The organism is Bradyrhizobium sp. AS23.2, assembly GCF_001908185.1.
Taxonomy (GTDB): Bacteria; Pseudomonadota; Alphaproteobacteria; order Rhizobiales; family Xanthobacteraceae; genus Bradyrhizobium.
This window is the reverse complement of the sequence record NZ_LGHM01000018.1, coordinates 1-18,920: the sequence shown is the minus strand read 5'-3', so window position 1 is coordinate 18,920 and position 18,920 is coordinate 1. Positions and strand designations below refer to the sequence as shown.

The following is an 18,920-nucleotide window of genomic DNA, read 5'->3' as shown; positions in this document are numbered from 1 at the left end:
GATCGTGATCCCTTCGAATATCCGACGCCTGATCTAGGCCGTTCGCCGCCCCGAGACAACCGGGGTTCCGAGCCATTCGACCAGCGCCTGTGCCGTCGCCTCGGGCTGCTCCGGCTGCGGCAGGTGTCCGCAATTGGCCAGAACCACGAGCTTCGCGCCGGCAATGCCGTCCGCCATCTCCTTCGAGAATGCGTTCGGGATCGTGTTGTCCTGATCCCCCGTCAGCACCAGCGTCGGGCATTTGATCGTCGCAAGCGTCGGCCGTGAATCGGCCCGCGCGATGATCGCGGTCTGCTGCCGCAGATAGCCTTCAACGCCGACGTCCTCGCCCTGCTCATGCACGAGCCGGCGAATGCCGGCGTCGTCGCGGCGCGAGGGATGCACCAGTTCGGGAAACATCTCCTCGCGTGCCGCGCGCAGCTCGCCGCGCCTCGCGCGCTCCATCAGGCCGCGGCGGCGTGCAGTCGCCTCCGGCGTGTCGGGCCGCGCCTGGGTGTTGATGAGCGCGAGCCTTATCACGCGGTCGGGCGCCTGGCGCATGATCTCGAGCGCGATGTAGCCGCCCATGGAATGGCCGGCGAGCGCGAAGCGCGGCGGCGCCTCGCTCAGCAGACGACGGGCGATCGCTGTCATGCTGTCGTCGCGAATATGGTTGGCGACCATCACCGGACCGAACCGCCAGAGCGCCGGGACCACTGGCGCATAGATCCGGGCCGAGGAGGCCAGCCCCGGAACAAGGACGATCGGGGTGGTCTGGTCCATTATTACCTCGCAAGCCCAGGAAATTGCCGGAAATTATTCTGCCAAGCTTAAGTGCCTGAGGGGGCCTGTCAAATATGCAAAAACGCATGTGAATCGGCCCTCTCCCGCTTTGACGCGCGCACGTGAGGCGACTATGAAACGGGCTCATGACACAACATGACAACGATCCCGCCTGGCCGGACCACAAGCCGACCGCGCTCCTCGTGCTTGCCGATGGCACGGTGCTCGAAGGCTTCGGTCTCGGCGCCGAAGGCCACGCCGTCGGTGAAATCTGCTTCAACACCGCGATGACCGGCTATGAGGAGATCCTGACCGATCCCTCTTATGCCGGCCAGCTCATCACCTTCACCTTCCCGCATATCGGCAACGTCGGTACCAACGAGGAAGACATCGAGACGGTGAACATGGCCGCGACGCCCGGCGCGCGCGGCGTGATCCTGCGCACCGCGATCACCGATCCCTCGAACTACCGCGCCACCAAGCACCTCGACCAGTGGCTGAAGGCGCGCGGCATCATCGGACTCTCCGGCATCGACACCCGCGCGCTGACCGCGCTGATCCGCAGCAAGGGCATGCCCAATGCCGTAATTGCGCATTCCAAGACCGGCGAGTTCGACCTGCACGGGCTGAAGGAAGAGGCGCGCGAATGGCCGGGGCTCGAGGGCATGGACCTTGTGCCGATGGTCACCTCCGGCCAGCGCTTCACCTGGGATGAGACGCCCTGGTTGTGGGACAAGGGTTTTGGCCGGCAGGACAAGCCGGAGTTCAACGTCGTCGCGATCGATTACGGCATCAAGCGCAACATCCTGCGCCTGCTCGCCGGCGTCGGCTGCAAGGTGACGGTGGTGCCGGCGACGACCTCCTCCGAAGACATCCTGGCGATGAAGCCGGACGGCGTGTTCCTGTCCAACGGTCCGGGCGATCCGGCCGCGACCGGCAAATATGCCGTGCCTGTGATTCAGGACGTGATCAAGTCAGGCACGCCGACCTTCGGCATCTGCCTCGGCCACCAGATGCTCGGTCTCGCCGTCGGCGCGAAGACGAAGAAGATGCATCAGGGCCATCACGGCGCCAATCATCCCGTGAAGGACGAGACCACCGGCAAGGTCGAGATCACCTCGATGAACCACGGCTTTGCGGTCGATGAGACGACGCTGCCGAAGGGCGCGACGCAGACTCACATCTCGCTGTTCGACGGCTCCAATTGCGGCATCCAGCTCGACGGCAAGCCGGTGTTCTCGGTGCAGTACCACCCCGAGGCCTCACCGGGCCCGCGCGACTCGCACTATCTGTTCCAGCGTTTTGCCGATCTGATGCGGCAGACGAAGAGCGCGTAAGCCGTACAGGCCGCCCGGCGGGCGAATCCGCCGGGCACCGGCCACCTGCTGTCATGGACGCATGAACATGAAGTCCGTGTCGGGATCACAATTCTCGGCGATGAAGCGCAGCTCCGCCTGGATGTCGGCGACCGGCCTCGTCTCGAGATATTTCGAAATCACCAGGACTCAGCAAGGCGCGGCAGACGGCTTCGTGCCCGAGGCCGGTCGTCTCCGCCTCGTCGAGGGCCGCCGAAAAATGGCGCTGCGCAACATCCGATGCGTACATGGCGTTCCATCCCTTATCCATCGAGCTGCGTGCCCTTGAATGGCCGCCTGCGCCTTGATCTCGGTCAAGCCGGCGTGTGGACTGGGTCTGGAACAAGTAGCGCCTCCGCCGTCTTGATCCCTGGTCTGTTGCCACTGGGAGGTCTGCCATGACCGTCGTCCGCGACAATGCCGAACCGCTCGCGATCGTGTTCGAGGACGACGGGCTCGTGCCGAACAACGTCCTTCCCTTCCTCGCCTATCAGGGCGCGGTGAAGCTCGACACGAAGCAACCGGAAGAGACCATCGAGAACCTGTTCCGCAAGAACAGTTGGGGCGGCACGTGGCGCAACGGCGTCTACGACTATCTGCACTACCACGCGACCGTGCATGAGGTGCTCGGCGTCGCGCGTGGAAGCGCGCGCGTCCGCTTCGGCGGCGACCATGGCCGCGAGCTGGAGATCAAGGCAGGCGACGTCGCGATCCTGCCGGCAGGGACTGGACATCAATGCGTCAAGGCCAGCGGCGATTTCTGCGTTATTGGCGCCTATCCGCCGGGGTCGAAGATGGAGATCACGCGGGCAACGCTCGAGAATCATGCCAAGGCGCTGAAGACGATTCCGAAGGTCGCACTGCCGCCGGCCGATCCGGTCACGGGCAAGGACGGAGCAATGATGCGGCTGTGGCGGTAGCCAACCGCGCGACGCCGTAGGGTGGGTTAGCCCTGCGGCTGCGCGAAGCGCAGTCGCTCGGCGTAACCCACCTCTTCCGTTTTCGCGTGCACCGACGTGGTGGGTTACGCCTTCGGCTAACCCACCCTACGGCAATCCGCCCTTACGCCTCGTTGCCGCCTTCCTGGCGGGTGGCTTCGAACAGGAACCAGGTGCGGCGCTCGGTTTCGTCGATGAAGACTTCGAGGATGCTTGCGCTGGCGACATCGCCGGCCTCGTCGCAGACCTCATGCGCTTTACGCATCGCGGCAGCGACGTGCTTGTTGTCCTGCATCAGCTCGCGCAGCATCTGTCGCGGCGGGACGTAGTCCTCGTCGTTGTCCTTGATGGTCTGGAGCTTGGCGACCTGGCCGATCGACTTCAGCGTGGCGCCGCCGATCTTGCGGACGCGCTCGGCGAGCTGGTCGGTGGTGGCGAAGATCTGGTCCGACTGCTCGTCGAGCAGCAGATGATAGTCGCGGAAATGCCGGCCGCTGACGTGCCAGTGGAAATTCTTGGTCTTGAGATAGAGCGCGAACGCGTCGGCCAGAAGCACGTTGAGCGCCTCGGAAACCTTGTTGACCGCCTGGGACGACAGATCGGTGGGGGTGTCGAGGTCGGGCGAGACCTTGTTGGGGGCTTTGCTCACGGGAAACCTTCCTGTTAGGACGCGGACATTGACGGTGCGCCGTCGCACCCCTAACGCAAGGCGGGCAGCGCCGGTTCCTGCCCAGGAACTGTTTGGCCGAGGCTCTCGGATACCATGGACGATTGGATCGATTATTACGACTCCACGCATACGATCTATGTCAGCAAGCTGCATCGCGATTTGCACTTCCAGATCATCGCGCGGGACATCATCGGCTACATCCCCTCGCCCGAGGCGACGGTGCTGGACTATGCCTGCGGCGAGGCGCTGTCGGCGAGCCAGGTGGCGGCCGCCTGCGGAGAGCTGATCCTCGCCGAGCCCGCCCCCGGTGTCCGCGGCCGGCTGATCGCGCGCTTCGCCCCGAGCACGAATATCCGCGTCCGCTCGCTCGACGACGTCCGCAAGATGCAGGACCAGTCCATCGACCTCGTCGTGATGAACTCGGTCGCGCAATACATGACGCCGGAGGAGCTCGACGGCGCGCTCCTCGACATCCGGCGATTGCTGACCCCGTCCGGCAAGCTGGTGCTCGGCGACATCCTCCAACCCGAGGTCGGTATGGGCCGGGACGTGATGGCGCTGCTCAGCTTCGGCCTGCGCCACGGCTTCCTGAGGGACGCGCTGATCGGGCTGATCAGCACCGCGCTGTCAGATTACCGTCATCTGCGCTCGCGCATCGGACTGCAGCGCTACAGCGAGGAGGAGATCACCGGCAAGCTCACTGCGGCCGGGTTCGCGGTTCAGCGCGCCCAAACCAATGTCGGCCACAATCGCTGGCGCATGACCTTCATCGCGCGGCCGCCCCTGGTCCGTTAAGCATAACGATCGCCTGAGGTGGCTTGCCGCACCCCGATCGGTCATGATCGCCACGGCCCGGTGGCGGAAGCGTCTACGCGAGGGCGGTGCATCGCTCTTCATCCTGGTTCAAATCCAGGCCGGGTCTCCAGCCTTCGCGGCTGACGCCGCTTCGGCTGGGCGAGCCCTATCGTAGCGAAGGCTGCCTCGGCATAGCCCGAAGGGCGAAGCCGGGCTCGGCTCTGCAAGCCGCCCAAAACCAAAATCTCGAAAACAACCCCATGCACAGTAGCCGATGATTTCCGGCGGATGCCTCGCTGCATCTCGCGAAGGCATTGACGCGCCGGGCAAATCGGGCGCTTGCGCGCAATCGTCTCAGCTTCCCTCCGCGCCGACCGTTTCGCACTCGAAAAGCGGTTGAAGCCGGCCGGCATCCCTGGCTGCGGAGTTGATCACGGCATTGAGCAGGCCAGGGAAGCGCGCGTCCAGATCCTCGCGACGCAGCCGCATGAAGCGGTTGGTTCCCGCTACGCGGGTCAGCATCAGCCCGCATTCGCGCAGCTTGGCGAAGTGATAGGCGAGGTTGGATTTGCCGGCGAGGGCGCTGAAGTCGCCGCAGCACAATTCACTGCTGACACGTTCCTGCTGGGCGAGCTGGTAGACGATGGCGAGCCGGATCGGATCGCTCAGGCAATCCAGAACCGTCGGCAGCTCGATCTGCTCACGGGTGGGATGATGAGGTGTGCGGCTCATGGCCCGGCAATCATAACGAGGCGGCGCCGATGTTCAATAGTTCTTGAACCAATTGACTCCTCGCCCTTCGCCGTCGATAGTTCAATAAGCGTTGAACATAGGAATACTGTCCAATGAGCGTGTTCTGGCTGGCCCTGGCCGCCTTCGCGATCGGCACGGAAGGCTTTGTCATTGCGGGGCTTTTGCCGGCGATCGCCACCGATCTCTCGATTTCCGTCTCGGCAGCCGGCCAACTCGTCACCGCCTATGCCCTCACCTATGCCGTGGGCTCGCCGATCCTGGCGGTGACGCTGAACAACATCGACCGCCGCACCGTGCTGGCCCTGGCGCTGTCGACCTTCATCGCCGGAAATCTCGCCGCGGTGGTTGCCTCCGGCTACGCGCTGCTGCTGGCCTCGCGGATGCTGATGGCGCTCGGGGCCGGGCTTTGCGTGCCGACGGCGCTGGCGGTGTCCGTGGCGGTCGCGTCGCCCGAACGTCGCGGCCGCGCCGTGGCGCTGGTCACCTCGGGCATCACGGTTGCGACCGTGATCGGGGTCCCTCTCGGCAATCTCGTCGGCAGCCTGTTCGGCTGGCGCGCGACCTTCGCGATGGTTGCCCTGATCGGCGCCGTCGCGCTCGCCGGCCTTCTGCTGGGACTGCCCCGCGGCCTGCCGCGAAACACGGCCTCGCTCGGCGAACGGCTGGCGGTGGCGCGTCACAGCAATGTCCTGGTCGCACTGCTGATCACGATCTTGTGGGCGCTCGGAGGCTTCACCGTGTTCACCTATTTCGCGGTGCCGCTGCGCGGCCTCGGATTCGACGCTTCGCAGATCAGCCTCGCGCTGCTGGTGTTTGGCGGCGCGGCCGCGATCGGAAACATGCTCGGCGGCATTTTGGCGGACCGGCTCGGCACGCTCGCAACCGCGGCGCTCGGGCTTGCCGGCATGGCGAGTGCGCTGATCCTGCATTCGCTGATCCTGAAGCTGATGCCCGAAGAGGCGCATTACGCGGTGCTCGGCGCGATCTTCCTCTGGGGCATCTCGGGCTGGGCGTTCTATCCGGCACAACTCGCCAGCATCATCCGGATCGAGCCGCAGGCCTCGATGATCGCGCTCTCGCTCAACGCTTCCGCGATGTATCTCGGCTTCGCCATCGGCGGGGCGCTGGGCGGTGCGGTGCTGGCCACCCTCTCGCCAAACGACCTCGGCTGGATCGGCGGATCGAGCGTTGCGGCCTCGCTTCTGGTGCATCTCGCCCGTGGCTGGCAGGCACGGCCAAAACCCGTCAAAATTGCCGGTTGATGGACATTTTTCGGGGTTTCGCCGCCCCGGAATCTGGTCTAAGACCCACCCGCGCGCGAGGGAAGACCACGCGCCAACGCATGATCCGCCAAAGTGTAGGCGGTTTGGCGTGAAGATCATGCGTTTCTTTCATATCGAAGCGCGGTCGGACGCAAAACCGGGCGCCACTTTTGCTGATCGCGCTTCGGCTCAGGGGACGCGCAGCAAGCGCGCCCTTTTTTTTGTGCCCAGATTCCAGTCCGGCGAGAGTTGATGCCCAAACGTACAGACATCACCACCATCCTCATCATCGGCGCCGGTCCCATCGTGATCGGCCAGGCCTGCGAATTCGACTATTCGGGCACACAGGCGGTGAAGACGCTGAAGGAAGAGGGCTATCGCATCGTCCTCGTCAATTCCAACCCGGCCACCATCATGACCGACCCGGAATTGGCCGATGCGACCTATATCGAGCCGATCACGCCCGAGATCGTCGCCAGGATCATCGAGAAGGAACGTCACGTCATTCCCGGCGGCTTTGCGCTGCTGCCGACCATGGGCGGCCAGACCGCGCTGAACTGCGCGCTGTCGCTGCGCCGGCAGGGCACGCTCGAAAAATTCGACGTCGAAATGATCGGCGCCACCGCTGATGCCATCGACAAGGCCGAGGACCGCCAGCTTTTCCGCAACGCCATGGAGAAGATCGGGCTGCAGACGCCGAAGTCGCGGCTCGCCAACGCGTCCGAGCTGAAGAAGTCCTTCCGCGACAAATACCACGCCGAACGCGAGAAGCTGTCGGGCGCGGCTCTCGAAGAGCTCGACCGGCAATGGACTCTCGGCGAAGGCGACCGCCGCAAGCGCTATCAGGAATATGCGCTCGGTCAGGCGATGATGGCACTCTCCGAGATCGGCCTGCCCGCGATCATCCGGCCCTCCTTCACCATGGGCGGCACCGGCGGCGGCATCGCCTACAACAAGGAAGAGTTCCTCGACATCATCGAGCGCGGCCTCGATGCGTCTCCGACCAACGAAGTCCTGATCGAAGAATCCGTGCTCGGCTGGAAAGAGTTCGAGATGGAGGTGGTGCGCGACAAGAAGGACAATTGCATCATCGTCTGCTCGATCGAGAATTTCGATCCGATGGGCGTGCACACCGGCGACTCCATCACGGTGGCACCGGCGCTGACCCTGACCGACAAGGAATACCAGATCATGCGCGACGCCTCGCTGGCGGTGCTGCGCGAGATCGGCGTCGAGACCGGCGGCTCCAATGTGCAGTTCGGCGTCAATCCCGAAGACGGCCGCATGGTCGTCATCGAAATGAACCCGCGCGTGTCGCGCTCCTCGGCGCTGGCCTCGAAAGCGACGGGCTTCCCGATCGCGAAGGTCGCGGCCAAGCTCGCGATCGGCTACACGCTGGACGAGATCGCCAACGACATCACTGGCGGCGCGACGCCGGCCTCGTTCGAGCCGACCATCGACTACGTGGTGACCAAGATCCCGCGTTTCGCCTTCGAGAAATTCCCGGGCGCCTCTTCCACCCTGACCACCTCGATGAAGTCGGTCGGCGAGGTCATGGCGATCGGCCGCACCTTCCAGGAAAGCCTTCAGAAGGCGCTGCGCGGGCTCGAGACCGGGCTCACCGGCCTCGACGAGATCGAAATCGAGGGCCTCGGCCAGGGCGACGACAAGAACGCGATCCGCGCCGCGCTCGGCACGCCGACGCCAAACCGGCTGCTGCAGGTCGCGCAGGCGATGCGGCTCGGCTGGTCCAACGAGGACATCTTCAACTCCTGCAAGATCGACCCATGGTTCCTTGGCGAGATGCGCGGCATCGTCGACATGGAAGAGAAGATCAAGAAGAGCGGTCTTCCCTCCAACGCCTTCGGCATGCGCACGCTGAAAGCCATGGGCTTCTCGGACGCGCGGCTTGCGGTGCTCGCGCATACCACGGATGCGGAAGTTAGCGCCAAGCGTCACGCGCTGGGCGTCCGTCCCGTGTTCAAGCGCATCGACACTTGCGCTGCCGAATTCGCCTCACCCACGGCCTACATGTACTCGACCTATGAGTCGCCATTCGCCGGCAATGCCGCGGACGAGAGTGCGCCGTCGGACCGGAAGAAGGTCATCATCCTCGGCGGCGGTCCGAACCGCATCGGCCAGGGCATCGAGTTCGACTATTGCTGCTGCCACGCCTGCTTCGCGCTCTCGGATGCCGGTTACGAGACCATCATGGTCAATTGCAATCCGGAGACAGTGTCGACCGACTACGACACCGCCGATCGCCTCTATTTCGAGCCGCTCACGGCCGAGGACGTGCTGGAGATCATCGCAACCGAGCGTACCAACGGCACGCTGCATGGCGTGATCGTGCAGTTCGGCGGCCAGACGCCGCTGAAGCTCGCGCGTGCGCTGGAAGCTGCCGAAGTGCCGATCCTCGGCACCTCGCCCGACGCCATCGACCTTGCCGAAGACCGTGACCGCTTCAAGCGCGTGCTCGACAAGCTGCGCTTGAAGCAGCCGAAGAATGGCATCGCCTATTCGGTCGAGCAGGCCCGCCTCGTCTCGGCCGATCTCGGCTTGCCGCTGGTGGTGCGTCCATCCTACGTGCTTGGCGGCCGCGCAATGCAGATCATCCGCGAGGAGAACCAGCTCAACGACTATTTGCTCGGCACGCTGCCGGAGCTGGTGCCCGCCGACGTCAAGGCACGCTATCCGAACGACAAGACCGGGCAGATCAACACCGTGCTCGGCAAGAACCCGCTGTTGTTCGACCGCTATCTGTCGGACGCCACCGAAGTGGACGTGGACTGCCTTTCCGACGGCAAGGACACCTTCATCGTGGGCATCATGGAGCACATCGAGGAAGCCGGCATCCACTCCGGCGACTCCGCCTGCTCGCTGCCGCCCTACTCGCTCGATGCCAAGATGATCGAGGAGCTGGAGCGACAGACCCGCGAGCTCGCGCTCGGCCTCGACGTCGTCGGCCTGATGAACGTGCAATACGCCATCAAGGACGGCGAGATCTACGTGCTCGAAGTCAATCCGCGCGCTTCGCGCACGGTGCCGTTCGTCGCCAAGGTGGTCGGCACGCCGGTCGCCAAGATCGCCGCGCGCATCATGGCTGGCGAGAAGCTCGCCGACTTCAAGCTGAAGAAGGCGCAGCTCAAGCATGTCGGCGTCAAGGAATCGGTGTTCCCGTTCGCGCGCTTCCCCGGCGTCGACACGGTGCTCGGTCCCGAGATGCGCTCGACCGGCGAGGTCATGGGCATCGATCGCAACTTCGAAGTCGCGTTTGCGAAAAGCCAGCTCGGCGGCGGCACGCCAGTACCACGCAAGGGCACCGTGTTCGTCTCGGTGCGCGAGAGCGACAAGACGCGCATCGCCGAGGCTGTTCGCGAATTGCATTCGCTCGGCTTCAAGGTGCTGGCGACTTCGGGCACGGCGCGCTACCTGACCGAACACGGCATTCCGACCGAGAAGGTGAACAAGGTTCTGGAAGGGCGGCCGCACATCGTCGACGCCATCACCAACGGCGACGTTCAGCTCGTCTTCAACACCACCGAAGGCCCGCAGGCACTGGCCGACAGCCGTTCGCTGCGGCGTGCGGCCCTCTTGCATAAAGTGCCGTATTACACCACTCTTTCCGGGGCCGTGGCGGCCGCGCAGGGCATCCGCGCCTATCTGGGCGGGGACCTTGAGGTTCGTACCCTGCAGAGCTACTTTTCGGAAACCTGATTGCTAGCGGCGGCGAAGCCTCCGCTAAGTGATTGGCGATGAAGCCACAATGGCCGGAGGAACTGTCCGGCCATGTGGTTGTTCTGTTCCGGCGCCAGACCCACAAACGTTCCGGTGGCCGTGTGTTCAGCCCCAGGAATACCGACGAATCAAGGTTGTCGCACCCTCGCTCCTGGGGCGCGCAACCGAAGGACGAGAGAAGAGATGGAAAAGGTTCCGATGACTTCGGCCGGATTTGCCGCGCTCGGGGAAGAATTGAAGCATCGCCAGTCCGTGGACCGTCCGCGGATCATCGAGCATATCGCCGAGGCGCGCTCGCACGGAGACCTGTCGGAGAACGCGGAATATCACGCCGCGAAGGAAGAGCAGTCGCACAATGAAGGCCGCATTGCCGAGCTTGAGGACAAGCTCGCGCGCGCCGACATCATCGACATCTCGAAACTCTCCGGCGACACCATCAAGTTCGGCGCAACCGTGACGCTGGTCGACGAGGACACCGAGAAGAAGACGGTGTGGCAAATCGTCGGCGAGGTCGAGGCCGATGCCAAGAAGGGCCGCATTTCCATCACCTCGCCGCTCGCACGCGCGCTGATCGGCAAGAAGAAGGGCTCTTCCGTCGAGGTCAACACGCCCGGCGGCGCCAAGGCGTATGAGATCACCAAGGTGGAGTGGCGGTAAGGATTTGCCGTCGTCCGCGTTGACGTTTGAAAAGGCCGCGCCCCGCGCGGCCTTTTTGTTTCTGCGTGCTGCTTGGCTTGTGAGACGTAGGCGTTCGGCCTCACCACTCGTCATTGCGAGCGTAGCGAAGCAATCCAGACTGTCTCCGCAGAAAGACTCTGGATTGCTTCGCTACGCTCGCAATGACGGAAGGGGCGGCGCCCTCGCTCTCGTGTCCCGGACGCGCTGCAACGCCCTTAGCGTTGCTGCGCAGAGCCGGGACCCAGAAGGCAACACGGGAAGGCGCGATGAGGGCCCCGGCTCTGCAGCGCACCGCTATAGCGCGTCGAAGACGCGCGCAAACGCGCTTATGGCGCTGCGCTGCGTCCGCCGCACGAAATTGAGAAAGCTACCTTCGTCCCTTCACGTCCAGCGGCACCGCCGCCTCATATTTCGAGTTGTGCAGCACCAGCGAGGTCCGCACGTTACGAACGTGGGGCGCGGCGGTGAGGTGGGTGACAAAATCCTGGAAGGTCGCCATGTCAGGCGCGACGCATTTCAGGATGAAGTCGACCTCGCCCGACAGCATCCAGCACTCCCGCACCAGCGGCTCGGCGCGGACGAACTCCTCGAAGGCCCGCAAATCCGTCTCGGCCTGGCTGGACAGGTGCACCGCGGCAAACACCGTGACGTCGAAGCCGAGCTTGCGGGCATCGAGGAGCCCCCGGTAGCCGTGGATGTAGCCCTCCTCCTCCAGCGCCCGGACGCGGCGCAGGCAGGGCGGGGGCGAAATACCGACCCGTTTGGCCAGCTCGACATTTGTGATTCGACCGTCGGCCTGGATCTCGGCGAGAATTTTGAGGTCGATCTCGTCTAGGTTCCGCGACACGTGATTGGAACTCCTGGCCTTTATGGCGGTATCGGGTGGGTCTGATGCAATCCTCATAGCCAGTCCCGCCCCGTTGCGCAATTTTATTGCGCAATCACGCCAATCGACTTTTGTTCCTTGTTGGAAAAATCCGCTGATTGGGAATGCAATTCTTGCATGGCTCACCAGAAGGCTTAGATTAGCTCTGATATTTCAGCGCCTCCGCAAGGCCCTCCCGGCACGTTCCGCGCCCGCGCTGCAAATCCCCCGTGAAAGGCGTCCGTCAAAATGTCCGCTGTCCACGCTAAGGTCGTCATCATTGGCTCCGGCCCCGCCGGCTACACCGCGGCGATCTACGCCGCGCGCGCGATGCTTGAGCCGATCCTGATCCAGGGCATCCAGCCGGGCGGCCAGCTCACCATCACCACCGACGTCGAGAACTATCCGGGCTTCGCCGACGTGATCCAGGGCCCTTGGCTGATGGAACAGATGGAGAAGCAGGCGCTGCATATGGGCACCCAGATCAAGACTGATCTGGTGATCAAGCTCGACACCTCGCAGCGGCCGTTCCGCCTCACCTGCGACTCCGGTGACGTCTATCTCGCTGACACCGTCGTTCTCGCCACCGGCGCCCAGGCGCGCTGGCTCGGGATTTCCTCCGAAGAGACCTTCAAGGGTTTCGGCGTCTCGGCCTGCGCCACCTGCGACGGCTTCTTCTACCGCGGCAAGGAAGTGATCGTGGTCGGCGGCGGCAACACCGCGGTCGAAGAAGCATTGTTCCTGACCAATTTCGCCTCGCAGGTGACGGTGGTTCACCGCCGCGACCATTTCCGCGCCGAGCGGATCCTGCAGGAGCGCCTGTTCAAGCACCCCAAGATCAAGGTGGTCTGGGAAAGCGCCATCCACGAGATCTGCGGTGACTCCAATCCGAGCAAGGTCACCCATGTCCGCCTCAAGAACGTCAAGACCGGCGCACTCACCAAGCTGAAGGCCGACGGCGTCTTCATCGCCATCGGCCATGCGCCGGCGACCGAGCTCGTGAAGGGCCAGGTCAAGCTCAAACCGTCGGGCTATGTCGAGGTCGCCCCGAACTCGACCGCCACTTCGGTGCCAGGCCTGTTCGCCGCCGGCGACGTTGCCGACGAGACCTATCGCCAGGCCGTCACGGCCGCCGGCCTCGGCTGCATGGCAGCTCTCGAAGCCGAACGTTTCCTGGCCCTGCGCGCCAGCGAGCGCGCGGCAGCGGAATAAAGATCATGCCTCGAACACGCGACGGATTTACGGATATGGATTGGGACAAGCTGAAGGTGTTTCACGCGGCGGCGGAAGCGGGAAGCTTCACGCATGCGGGAGAGCAGCTCGGCCTGTCGCAATCGGCGGTGTCACGCCAGGTCTCCGCGCTGGAGCAGGAGCTCTCGGTCTCGCTGTTCCACCGCCACGCCCGCGGCCTGATCCTCACCGAGCAGGGCGACCTGCTGTTCCGCACCGCGCATGACGTGTTCATGCAGCTCCAGGCGGCGCGCGCGAAACTAACCGACAGCCGCGAGCGGCCGAGCGGCGATCTCAAGATCACCACCACGCCCGGCGTCGGCATCAATTGGCTGATCCCGCGGCTCGGCGAATTCACCGCGCTCTATCCCGAGATTCGCATCTCGCTGATCGTCACCGACGAGGAGCTCGACCTGTCGATGCGCGAGGCGGACGTTGCGATCCGCACCCGCAAGCCGACGCAGCCGGACCTCATCCAGCGCAAGCTGTTCGCGATGGGCTTCCACGCCTATTGCTCGCCGGAATACATCAAGCGCTTCGGCACGCCGCGCACGCTGGAAGAACTCGACTCGCACCGCATCATCACGCTCTCCGACGGCACCTTCGCGCCGCACTTGCAGAACCGCAACTGGCTGATCGAAGCCGGGCGCAACGGCTCGGGTCCGCGCGAAGCCTATTTCAAGGTCAACAACATCCTCGGCCTCGTGCGCGCCTGCCAGCAGGGCCTCGGCATCGCGGCGCTGCCCGACTATCTCGTCGAGGAACAGAGCAAGCTTGTGCAGCTCTTCGGTGAATCGGATTCGATCCAGCTCGACACGTATTTCGTCTATCCCGAGGAGCTGAAGACGGTCGCGCGCGTGCAGGTGTTCCGCGACTTCGTGGTGAGCAAGGCGCAGCGCTGGCCGTCCTGATTTCCGCATGACTGACATGCGACCTGGACGGTTGCTGCATGGCGTGAGGCGAGCCCATAATGTTTCCACGCTGAACGTTCGCGTTGCGCATTTGTCCCCCTCCTCCAGTGGCGCGGAAGTTCAGTAATCCCTCTTGGAAGGTGATTGTGTCGGCCTCACGTGGCCAATACCTCAAGCCGGGCTCTCTTGGGCCCGGCTTTTTTTCATGCAAATTGGCTTTCGCCCTCCGCGTGTATTGACAGTTCCGGGCATACCCCGCATCATTTACCAATGATCACGAAGTCGTGCGCAATCGTCTCGAAAAAAGGCCCCCATCCGGGGACCTCGGTTTTCTGCGCGCGCTCATAAGCTTCGTCATCGCAGCAAATCCCGAAAACCCCGCCGCCTGGACGGGGTTTTTTCATGTGCCCTCCGTCTCAGGTCTTCCAGAGAAGGAGAAGGAACATGACCGGTTTACAAGATCATTTGCACGGGCTGTGGCTGCCGCTGGTGACACCGTTTCGCGACGGTCGTCTCGATGAGACGTCGCTGCGGCGGCTGACGCGGCATTACAGCACACAAGCCGTCGACGGCTTCATACTGGGGGCGACCTCCGGTGAGGGCATGACGCTGCGCGAGGCTGAGCTCGAGCGCCTCGTCGCTGTCGTGCGCGACGAGATGGCGGCCGGCCACCGCAAGCTACCGATCTGCCTCGGACTGTCAGGCGCGGACACTTCGCGGCTGAAGGATCGTCTCGACGAGACCGCGGACTGGCCGATCGACGGCTATCTGATCGCGAGCCCCTATTATGTGCGGCCGTCGCAGCGCGGACTCCTGGCACATTTCGAGGCGCTCGCCGATCATGCCGCCTGGCCGCTCGCACTCTACAACATCCCCTATCGCACCTCGGTCAACATCACCAACCAGACTCTGCTGCGGCTTGCCGAACACCCCAACATCGTCGGGCTGAAGGATTGCGGCGCGAACCGCGAGCAATCGATCGCGCTGCTGCGCGACAGACCCAGGGGTTTTCGCGTGCTCACCGGCGAGGATGCGAACTACTTCGAGGCGCTCACCGACGGCGCCGACGGCGGCATCGTGCTGTCGGCCCATGTCGAGACCGCGACGTTCGCTGCCGTCTATGCCGAGCTGAAGCGCGGCAACCACGATGCGGCGCTGGCACGCTGGCACGAGGTCGCCGAGCTGACGCGCCTGTTGTTCGCCGAACCGAGCCCCGCGCCGGCGAAGTACTGGCTGTGGCGATGCGGCCTGATCGACAGCCCCGAAGTGCGCCTGCCCATGGTGGAAGTCAGCAGCGAACTCGCCGCCACGCTCGATCGCGAGATCGAGCGAAGGATGCAGGTGGCGGCGTAGCGCTTTCTTTGCCTCTCCCCGCGTGCGGGGGAGTACTTGTCGTCATTCCGGGGCGCGCGCAGCGCGAGCTATGATGCGCAATTGCGCATCTGAGAATCCATTCATCCACCAACTTCGCCGAACGATGGATTCCGGGCTCGCGACTTCGTCGCGCCCCGGAATGACGGCGGAGGAGAAGGAGTGAAACGGCGCGCCCGTGGTTAACCGCTCGCGAAGAACCTTCGCGGCCGCGGCATGGCGCATCCACGGCTTTCGCGTCTGGCTGATCGGCTGACGCGGATGGTTAATCCGTGGGTAGCACCTGTGTTCAAATGCGCACTGGCTTGCCGGGCGGAATCTTAAAACATCCCGCCTATCGTTCACGTCCATAAGCGAAGAAATCGCGGGGGCGTTTGTGAATAGTCGGAATGAAGCGGTGTCACATTATGACGCCGGAGAGCAGAGCTTTACCACCGCGGACATTCTCTGGTCCGTCGGCATCTGGTCGGTGATCCTGACGCTGTCGCCGGTCATCGTGTTCTACATGCTGCTGGTGGCGTAGGGCGCGTCGTCATCGCGCTCCACTCTGTTGCTTGAGCACGATCCCTTCGGATTCGAGTCCGGATCGTGCTCTCGTCATCATCCCCGAAAAACGCAAAACGCGCAGACTGCTGCGCGTTTTTCGTCCGGGGAATGAATGATGAAAATTATGCTGCCTGCTTGTGCATTGCGCCGGATGCCGACGCTGTGCCGCGAATAGCCTTAACCGAACGCTCGATCGCCGCCCACAGCCTTGCAATTTCCTGAGCCGCACGGCTCTCGGCCTGATATTCCCGTGCACCCTCGCCATGGCTCAGCGCCATCAAGAGGTCCGAACGGTTGGTGATCTGGCCGCCCCAGACCGGAGCACGGAATTTTGCCAGCGCTTCGCGGGCGATGGTGACGATCGGGCTTTCGGACTCGTCGCGACGGGCCGGCGCCCCGTTGACCACGACCGCGTAGGGCTTGCGCGCCGCGCGGCACATCTGGATCGTTTCCTGCACCGCGTTGACGTCGAACACGCCGGGACGCGCCGGAATGATCACCATCGTCGCGTTCCTGATCGCGTCGTCGACGACGGCCGACAGATTCGGCGGCGTGTCGATCAACACCCATTCATATCCGTCGCGCTTGGCAGCGGAGACGATGCCGCTGACGGAGTTCACCGCAGCCTTGATCGGCGGCTCGTTGGTGCCACGCAGCTTGTGCCACAGCGTGAGCGAGCCCTGCGGATCCGCGTCCACGAGCATGACCTGCTTGCTCGCCTTGATCTGCGCGGCGAGATGTGCGGCCAGGGTACTCTTGCCCGAGCCGCCTTTACGCGATGCAAAAACAATAACGTTCATACCTTGGCCTCCAGTTGACCCCAGGCGGCGAAAATGAATCAGCGCGCTGATTCGGGAAAGAAATATTTACCGGCGGTTGCGTCGCAGTCATGAAATAACAAGACGTGTTGGCTTTTGAGTCACACTGCTCCGTGCGATGAGTCACAAATCGCAATGAAACGCCTTTCACCCGGGCATTCGTGCGTTTTCCAGGCAGCAATGCGGGAAAAACCGGAACGCAACCTCTCCGCGCAAACCCTTTTCCATCGCTAGCGCTGAAATCGCCGCAAGCATGCGCGCGGTGCGTGCGAACAAAAGGAGTCCGGTGGCTGTCGCGTAGCTGATGTCAGTCATTTTGACTCAGGGCTGCGAGACGATGTCACGCCTCCCGCGATCGGAGGATATCGCCGCCGCGCTCATGTCCATTCACACGCGAATGTGCACAAAGGCGCCTGAAACGCGAATGCCCGGGATGTCCAGCGCGCTTCGCGCTTTTACCCGGGCATGACGGAGTTTCACGATTGGAACGGGCGACGAAGCGCTCAGCTTGGCTCGGTCTTTTTCTTCTTGCTCGCCTTAGGAGCCGGCTTGCTGCTCTTCCTGGCGGTGTGCGGCTTGGTCGGGTTGCCGGCACGGGCCTCGCCCGGCTCCGGTCCCTGGCGGAAGTAGACCCGGCATTGCGGCGAGAGCTGCGCCTTCTTCTGGATCATGCAGGCGGTGATGGCGTCGACGTTCGGAACGAACTCGCCGCACAGCCGCATCGCGTCGGGCGAGCAGGCCTGCTGCTGTTCGGGCGTATAGGCGAAGCCAGCGCCCGGCTGGACCAGGACGGCCATGGCAATCCCGAAGGTTGCGGCAGCCAACGATGTTCTCAAGCGAAAGGCCGGCATCGATCCTCCCAAATGTCGAGTCGGAGGGAATAGTGGGTGAACGCCGGTTGGTTGGCAACGCGCGGAAAAGCGAAACCCGCGAGCTGTGCGCTCTGGGCAACAGGCCGGTCAGGCTGGCATCTTCTCCGCTGTCGTCACCCGCCTTGTGCGCAATTGCGCACTGGGGCGGGTGACCCAGTATTCCAGAGGCGTCTGACGTTCCCCGAGGGGCCGCGGCGTACTGGATCCCCCGCTTTCGCGGGGGATGACAGCTGTGTGTGGGGAAGACTGCGGCTAACCCTCTGGCAGAACTGGCTAGATCGGGTCCGGCGTGGGTCTCTCGTGCCCCTCCGGCAAAAAACGCGAAAACAACCCCATGCACAGTAGCCAATGAGGGCGGAAGCGACCGTTTGCGGATTTTACGAAACTCCTTTGACACGTCGGGCAAAACAGCGGCATGATGCGATCACTAGGGATGTGTGGGGTGGTCAGCGGATATCCCCTTCAGGTGAGGGTCGCATGGCCACCGTGTTGATTGTCGCGCCGGTCTTTGCCCTGATCGCGGCCGGCTATGCGGCGGTGCTGTTTCGCTTCGTCTCCGAGACCGCGCACGAGGGCATCTCCGAATTCGCCTTCAGCATCGCCATTCCCGCCCTGCTGTTCCGCACCATCGTCGTGTCGGAATTCCCCGATGTCAGCCCCTACCGGATGTGGGGCGCCTATTACGGCGCCCTCGCCATCACCTGGATCGCGGCGCTGGCGCTGTCGGCCCTGCTGCGCGAGCGGCGCGAGGACCGCGAGGACGGCGTCGTGTTCGCGATCGGCTCGGTCTACGGCAACATCGTGATGCTGGGCATTCCGCTCACGCTCTCGGCGCTTGGCAACGAGGCCGCGGGACCAATGGCGCTGATCCTGTCGGTAAACACTCCCCTGCTCTGGCTCTGCGGCATCCTGCAGATGGAGTTGGTCAGCCGCAAGCAAACCGGCTCGCCCCTGTCGGTGATCCGGCCTGTGCTGGCAGATCTCGCGCGCAATCCGCTGATGCTGGCGATCGGCTTCGGCGTCGTCTGGCGCCTCACCGGCCCCGGCCTCAATCCCGTCGTCGACAGGACGATCGAACTGCTCGCGCAGGCGGGATCGCCGGCAGCACTGATTGCGCTCGGCATCAATCTGTTTCGCTTCGAGGTCAAGGGCGAGAAGCTCGGCATCATCGTCATGAGCGCGCTAAAACTGCTGGCGATGCCGGCGGCCGCCTTCCTGCTCGCCAAGCTGTTGAACCTGCCGCCGCTTGCTGCCGGCGTGGTCGTGCTGTTCGCGGCGATGCCGACCGGCGCGAACGCGTACATCTTTGCGGTTCAGTATCAGCGGCTGGTGAACCCGGTGTCGGGCGCGGTTGCG

18 protein-coding genes are annotated in these 18,920 nt (G+C 63.8%); 11 read left to right on the top strand and 7 right to left on the bottom strand.

From position 1 onward, the window contains the following. Positions 1-33: 33 nt before the first annotated feature. Entirely contained in the window at positions 34-762 is a 729-nt protein-coding gene (locus AC630_RS03730) for an alpha/beta fold hydrolase (RefSeq protein ID WP_074117130.1), read from the bottom strand. Between the two features lie 146 nt (positions 763-908). Here AC630_RS03730 and carA point away from each other — a divergent pair, with 146 nt between their 5' ends. Both carA and AC630_RS03715 read left to right on the top strand, forming a co-directional pair. After that, on the top strand, positions 909-2,099 hold the full coding sequence (gene carA, locus AC630_RS03725; RefSeq protein WP_074117129.1) for a glutamine-hydrolyzing carbamoyl-phosphate synthase small subunit: 1,191 nt from the start codon (positions 909-911) through the stop codon (positions 2,097-2,099). 416 nt (positions 2,100-2,515) lie between these two features. Beyond that, on the top strand, positions 2,516-3,037 hold the full coding sequence (locus AC630_RS03715; protein WP_074117128.1) for a cupin domain-containing protein: 522 nt from the start codon (positions 2,516-2,518) through the stop codon (positions 3,035-3,037). A gap of 142 nt (positions 3,038-3,179) precedes the next feature. Here AC630_RS03715 and AC630_RS03710 read toward each other — a convergent pair whose 3' ends face one another. Continuing rightward, positions 3,180-3,704 (bottom strand): Dps family protein, encoded by a 525-nt coding sequence (locus AC630_RS03710; protein WP_074117127.1) that lies wholly within the window; start codon positions 3,702-3,704, stop codon positions 3,180-3,182. Positions 3,705-3,818: 114 nt separating this feature from the next. Here AC630_RS03710 and AC630_RS03705 point away from each other — a divergent pair, with 114 nt between their 5' ends. Beyond that, positions 3,819-4,520, top strand: coding sequence for a class I SAM-dependent methyltransferase (locus tag AC630_RS03705; protein WP_074117126.1), 702 nt, complete (start codon positions 3,819-3,821; stop codon positions 4,518-4,520). Between the two features lie 354 nt (positions 4,521-4,874). On the opposite strand, the gene AC630_RS03700 is transcribed toward AC630_RS03705, so the two are convergent. Beyond that, positions 4,875-5,252 carry an ArsR/SmtB family transcription factor gene (locus AC630_RS03700; RefSeq protein WP_074117125.1) on the bottom strand — a complete coding sequence of 126 codons (378 nt, stop codon included), beginning with the start codon at positions 5,250-5,252 and terminating at the stop codon, positions 4,875-4,877. Positions 5,253-5,365: 113 nt separating this feature from the next. Here AC630_RS03700 and AC630_RS03695 point away from each other — a divergent pair, with 113 nt between their 5' ends. The 3 genes from AC630_RS03695 to greA all read left to right on the top strand — a co-directional run bounded on the left by AC630_RS03695 (position 5,366) and on the right by greA (position 10,930). Continuing rightward, entirely contained in the window at positions 5,366-6,535 is a 1,170-nt protein-coding gene (locus AC630_RS03695; protein WP_074117124.1) for an MFS transporter, read from the top strand. Positions 6,536-6,787: 252 nt separating this feature from the next. Then, on the top strand, positions 6,788-10,252 hold the full coding sequence (carB, locus tag AC630_RS03690) for a carbamoyl-phosphate synthase large subunit (RefSeq protein WP_074117123.1): 3,465 nt from the start codon (positions 6,788-6,790) through the stop codon (positions 10,250-10,252). Between the two features lie 204 nt (positions 10,253-10,456). Then, entirely contained in the window at positions 10,457-10,930 is a 474-nt protein-coding gene (greA, locus tag AC630_RS03685; protein WP_074117122.1) for a transcription elongation factor GreA, read from the top strand. Between the two features lie 388 nt (positions 10,931-11,318). Here the strand turns inward: greA and AC630_RS03680 are convergent, their stop codons facing one another. Beyond that, positions 11,319-11,798, bottom strand: coding sequence for an Lrp/AsnC family transcriptional regulator (locus AC630_RS03680; RefSeq protein WP_074117121.1), 480 nt, complete (start codon positions 11,796-11,798; stop codon positions 11,319-11,321). Between the two features lie 267 nt (positions 11,799-12,065). On the opposite strand from AC630_RS03680, the gene trxB reads away from it, so the two are divergent. Continuing rightward, positions 12,066-13,028 carry a thioredoxin-disulfide reductase gene (gene trxB / locus AC630_RS03675; RefSeq protein ID WP_074117120.1) on the top strand — a complete coding sequence of 321 codons (963 nt, stop codon included), beginning with the start codon at positions 12,066-12,068 and terminating at the stop codon, positions 13,026-13,028. Between the two features lie 5 nt (positions 13,029-13,033). Next, the gene (locus AC630_RS03670; RefSeq protein WP_074117119.1) at positions 13,034-13,957 is read left to right on the top strand and encodes a LysR family transcriptional regulator; all 924 of its coding nucleotides are present in this window, start codon (positions 13,034-13,036) and stop codon (positions 13,955-13,957) included. Positions 13,958-14,217: 260 nt separating this feature from the next. Here AC630_RS03670 and AC630_RS45180 read toward each other — a convergent pair whose 3' ends face one another. Continuing rightward, the gene (locus tag AC630_RS45180; RefSeq protein ID WP_167561123.1) at positions 14,218-14,361 is read right to left on the bottom strand and encodes a hypothetical protein; all 144 of its coding nucleotides are present in this window, start codon (positions 14,359-14,361) and stop codon (positions 14,218-14,220) included. 40 nt (positions 14,362-14,401) lie between these two features. Here AC630_RS45180 and AC630_RS03665 point away from each other — a divergent pair, with 40 nt between their 5' ends. Continuing rightward, positions 14,402-15,310, top strand: a complete 909-nt coding sequence (locus AC630_RS03665; RefSeq protein WP_074117118.1) for a 4-hydroxy-tetrahydrodipicolinate synthase family protein — start codon at positions 14,402-14,404, stop codon at positions 15,308-15,310. Between the two features lie 415 nt (positions 15,311-15,725). After that, entirely contained in the window at positions 15,726-15,851 is a 126-nt protein-coding gene (locus tag AC630_RS47730) for a hypothetical protein (RefSeq protein ID WP_283808384.1), read from the top strand. A gap of 145 nt (positions 15,852-15,996) precedes the next feature. On the opposite strand, the gene AC630_RS03660 is transcribed toward AC630_RS47730, so the two are convergent. Beyond that, positions 15,997-16,674, bottom strand: coding sequence for an AAA family ATPase (locus AC630_RS03660; RefSeq protein WP_074117117.1), 678 nt, complete (start codon positions 16,672-16,674; stop codon positions 15,997-15,999). A 521-nt stretch (positions 16,675-17,195) separates the two neighbouring features. After that, positions 17,196-17,543: a hypothetical protein gene (locus AC630_RS03655; protein WP_074117116.1), complete on the bottom strand. Its 348-nt coding sequence runs from the start codon at positions 17,541-17,543 to the stop codon at positions 17,196-17,198. A 498-nt stretch (positions 17,544-18,041) separates the two neighbouring features. Between AC630_RS03655 and AC630_RS03650 the strand changes: the two genes are divergently transcribed. Continuing rightward, the coding region (locus AC630_RS03650) for an AEC family transporter (protein WP_074117115.1) at positions 18,042-18,920 on the top strand (879 nt) is incomplete at its 3' end.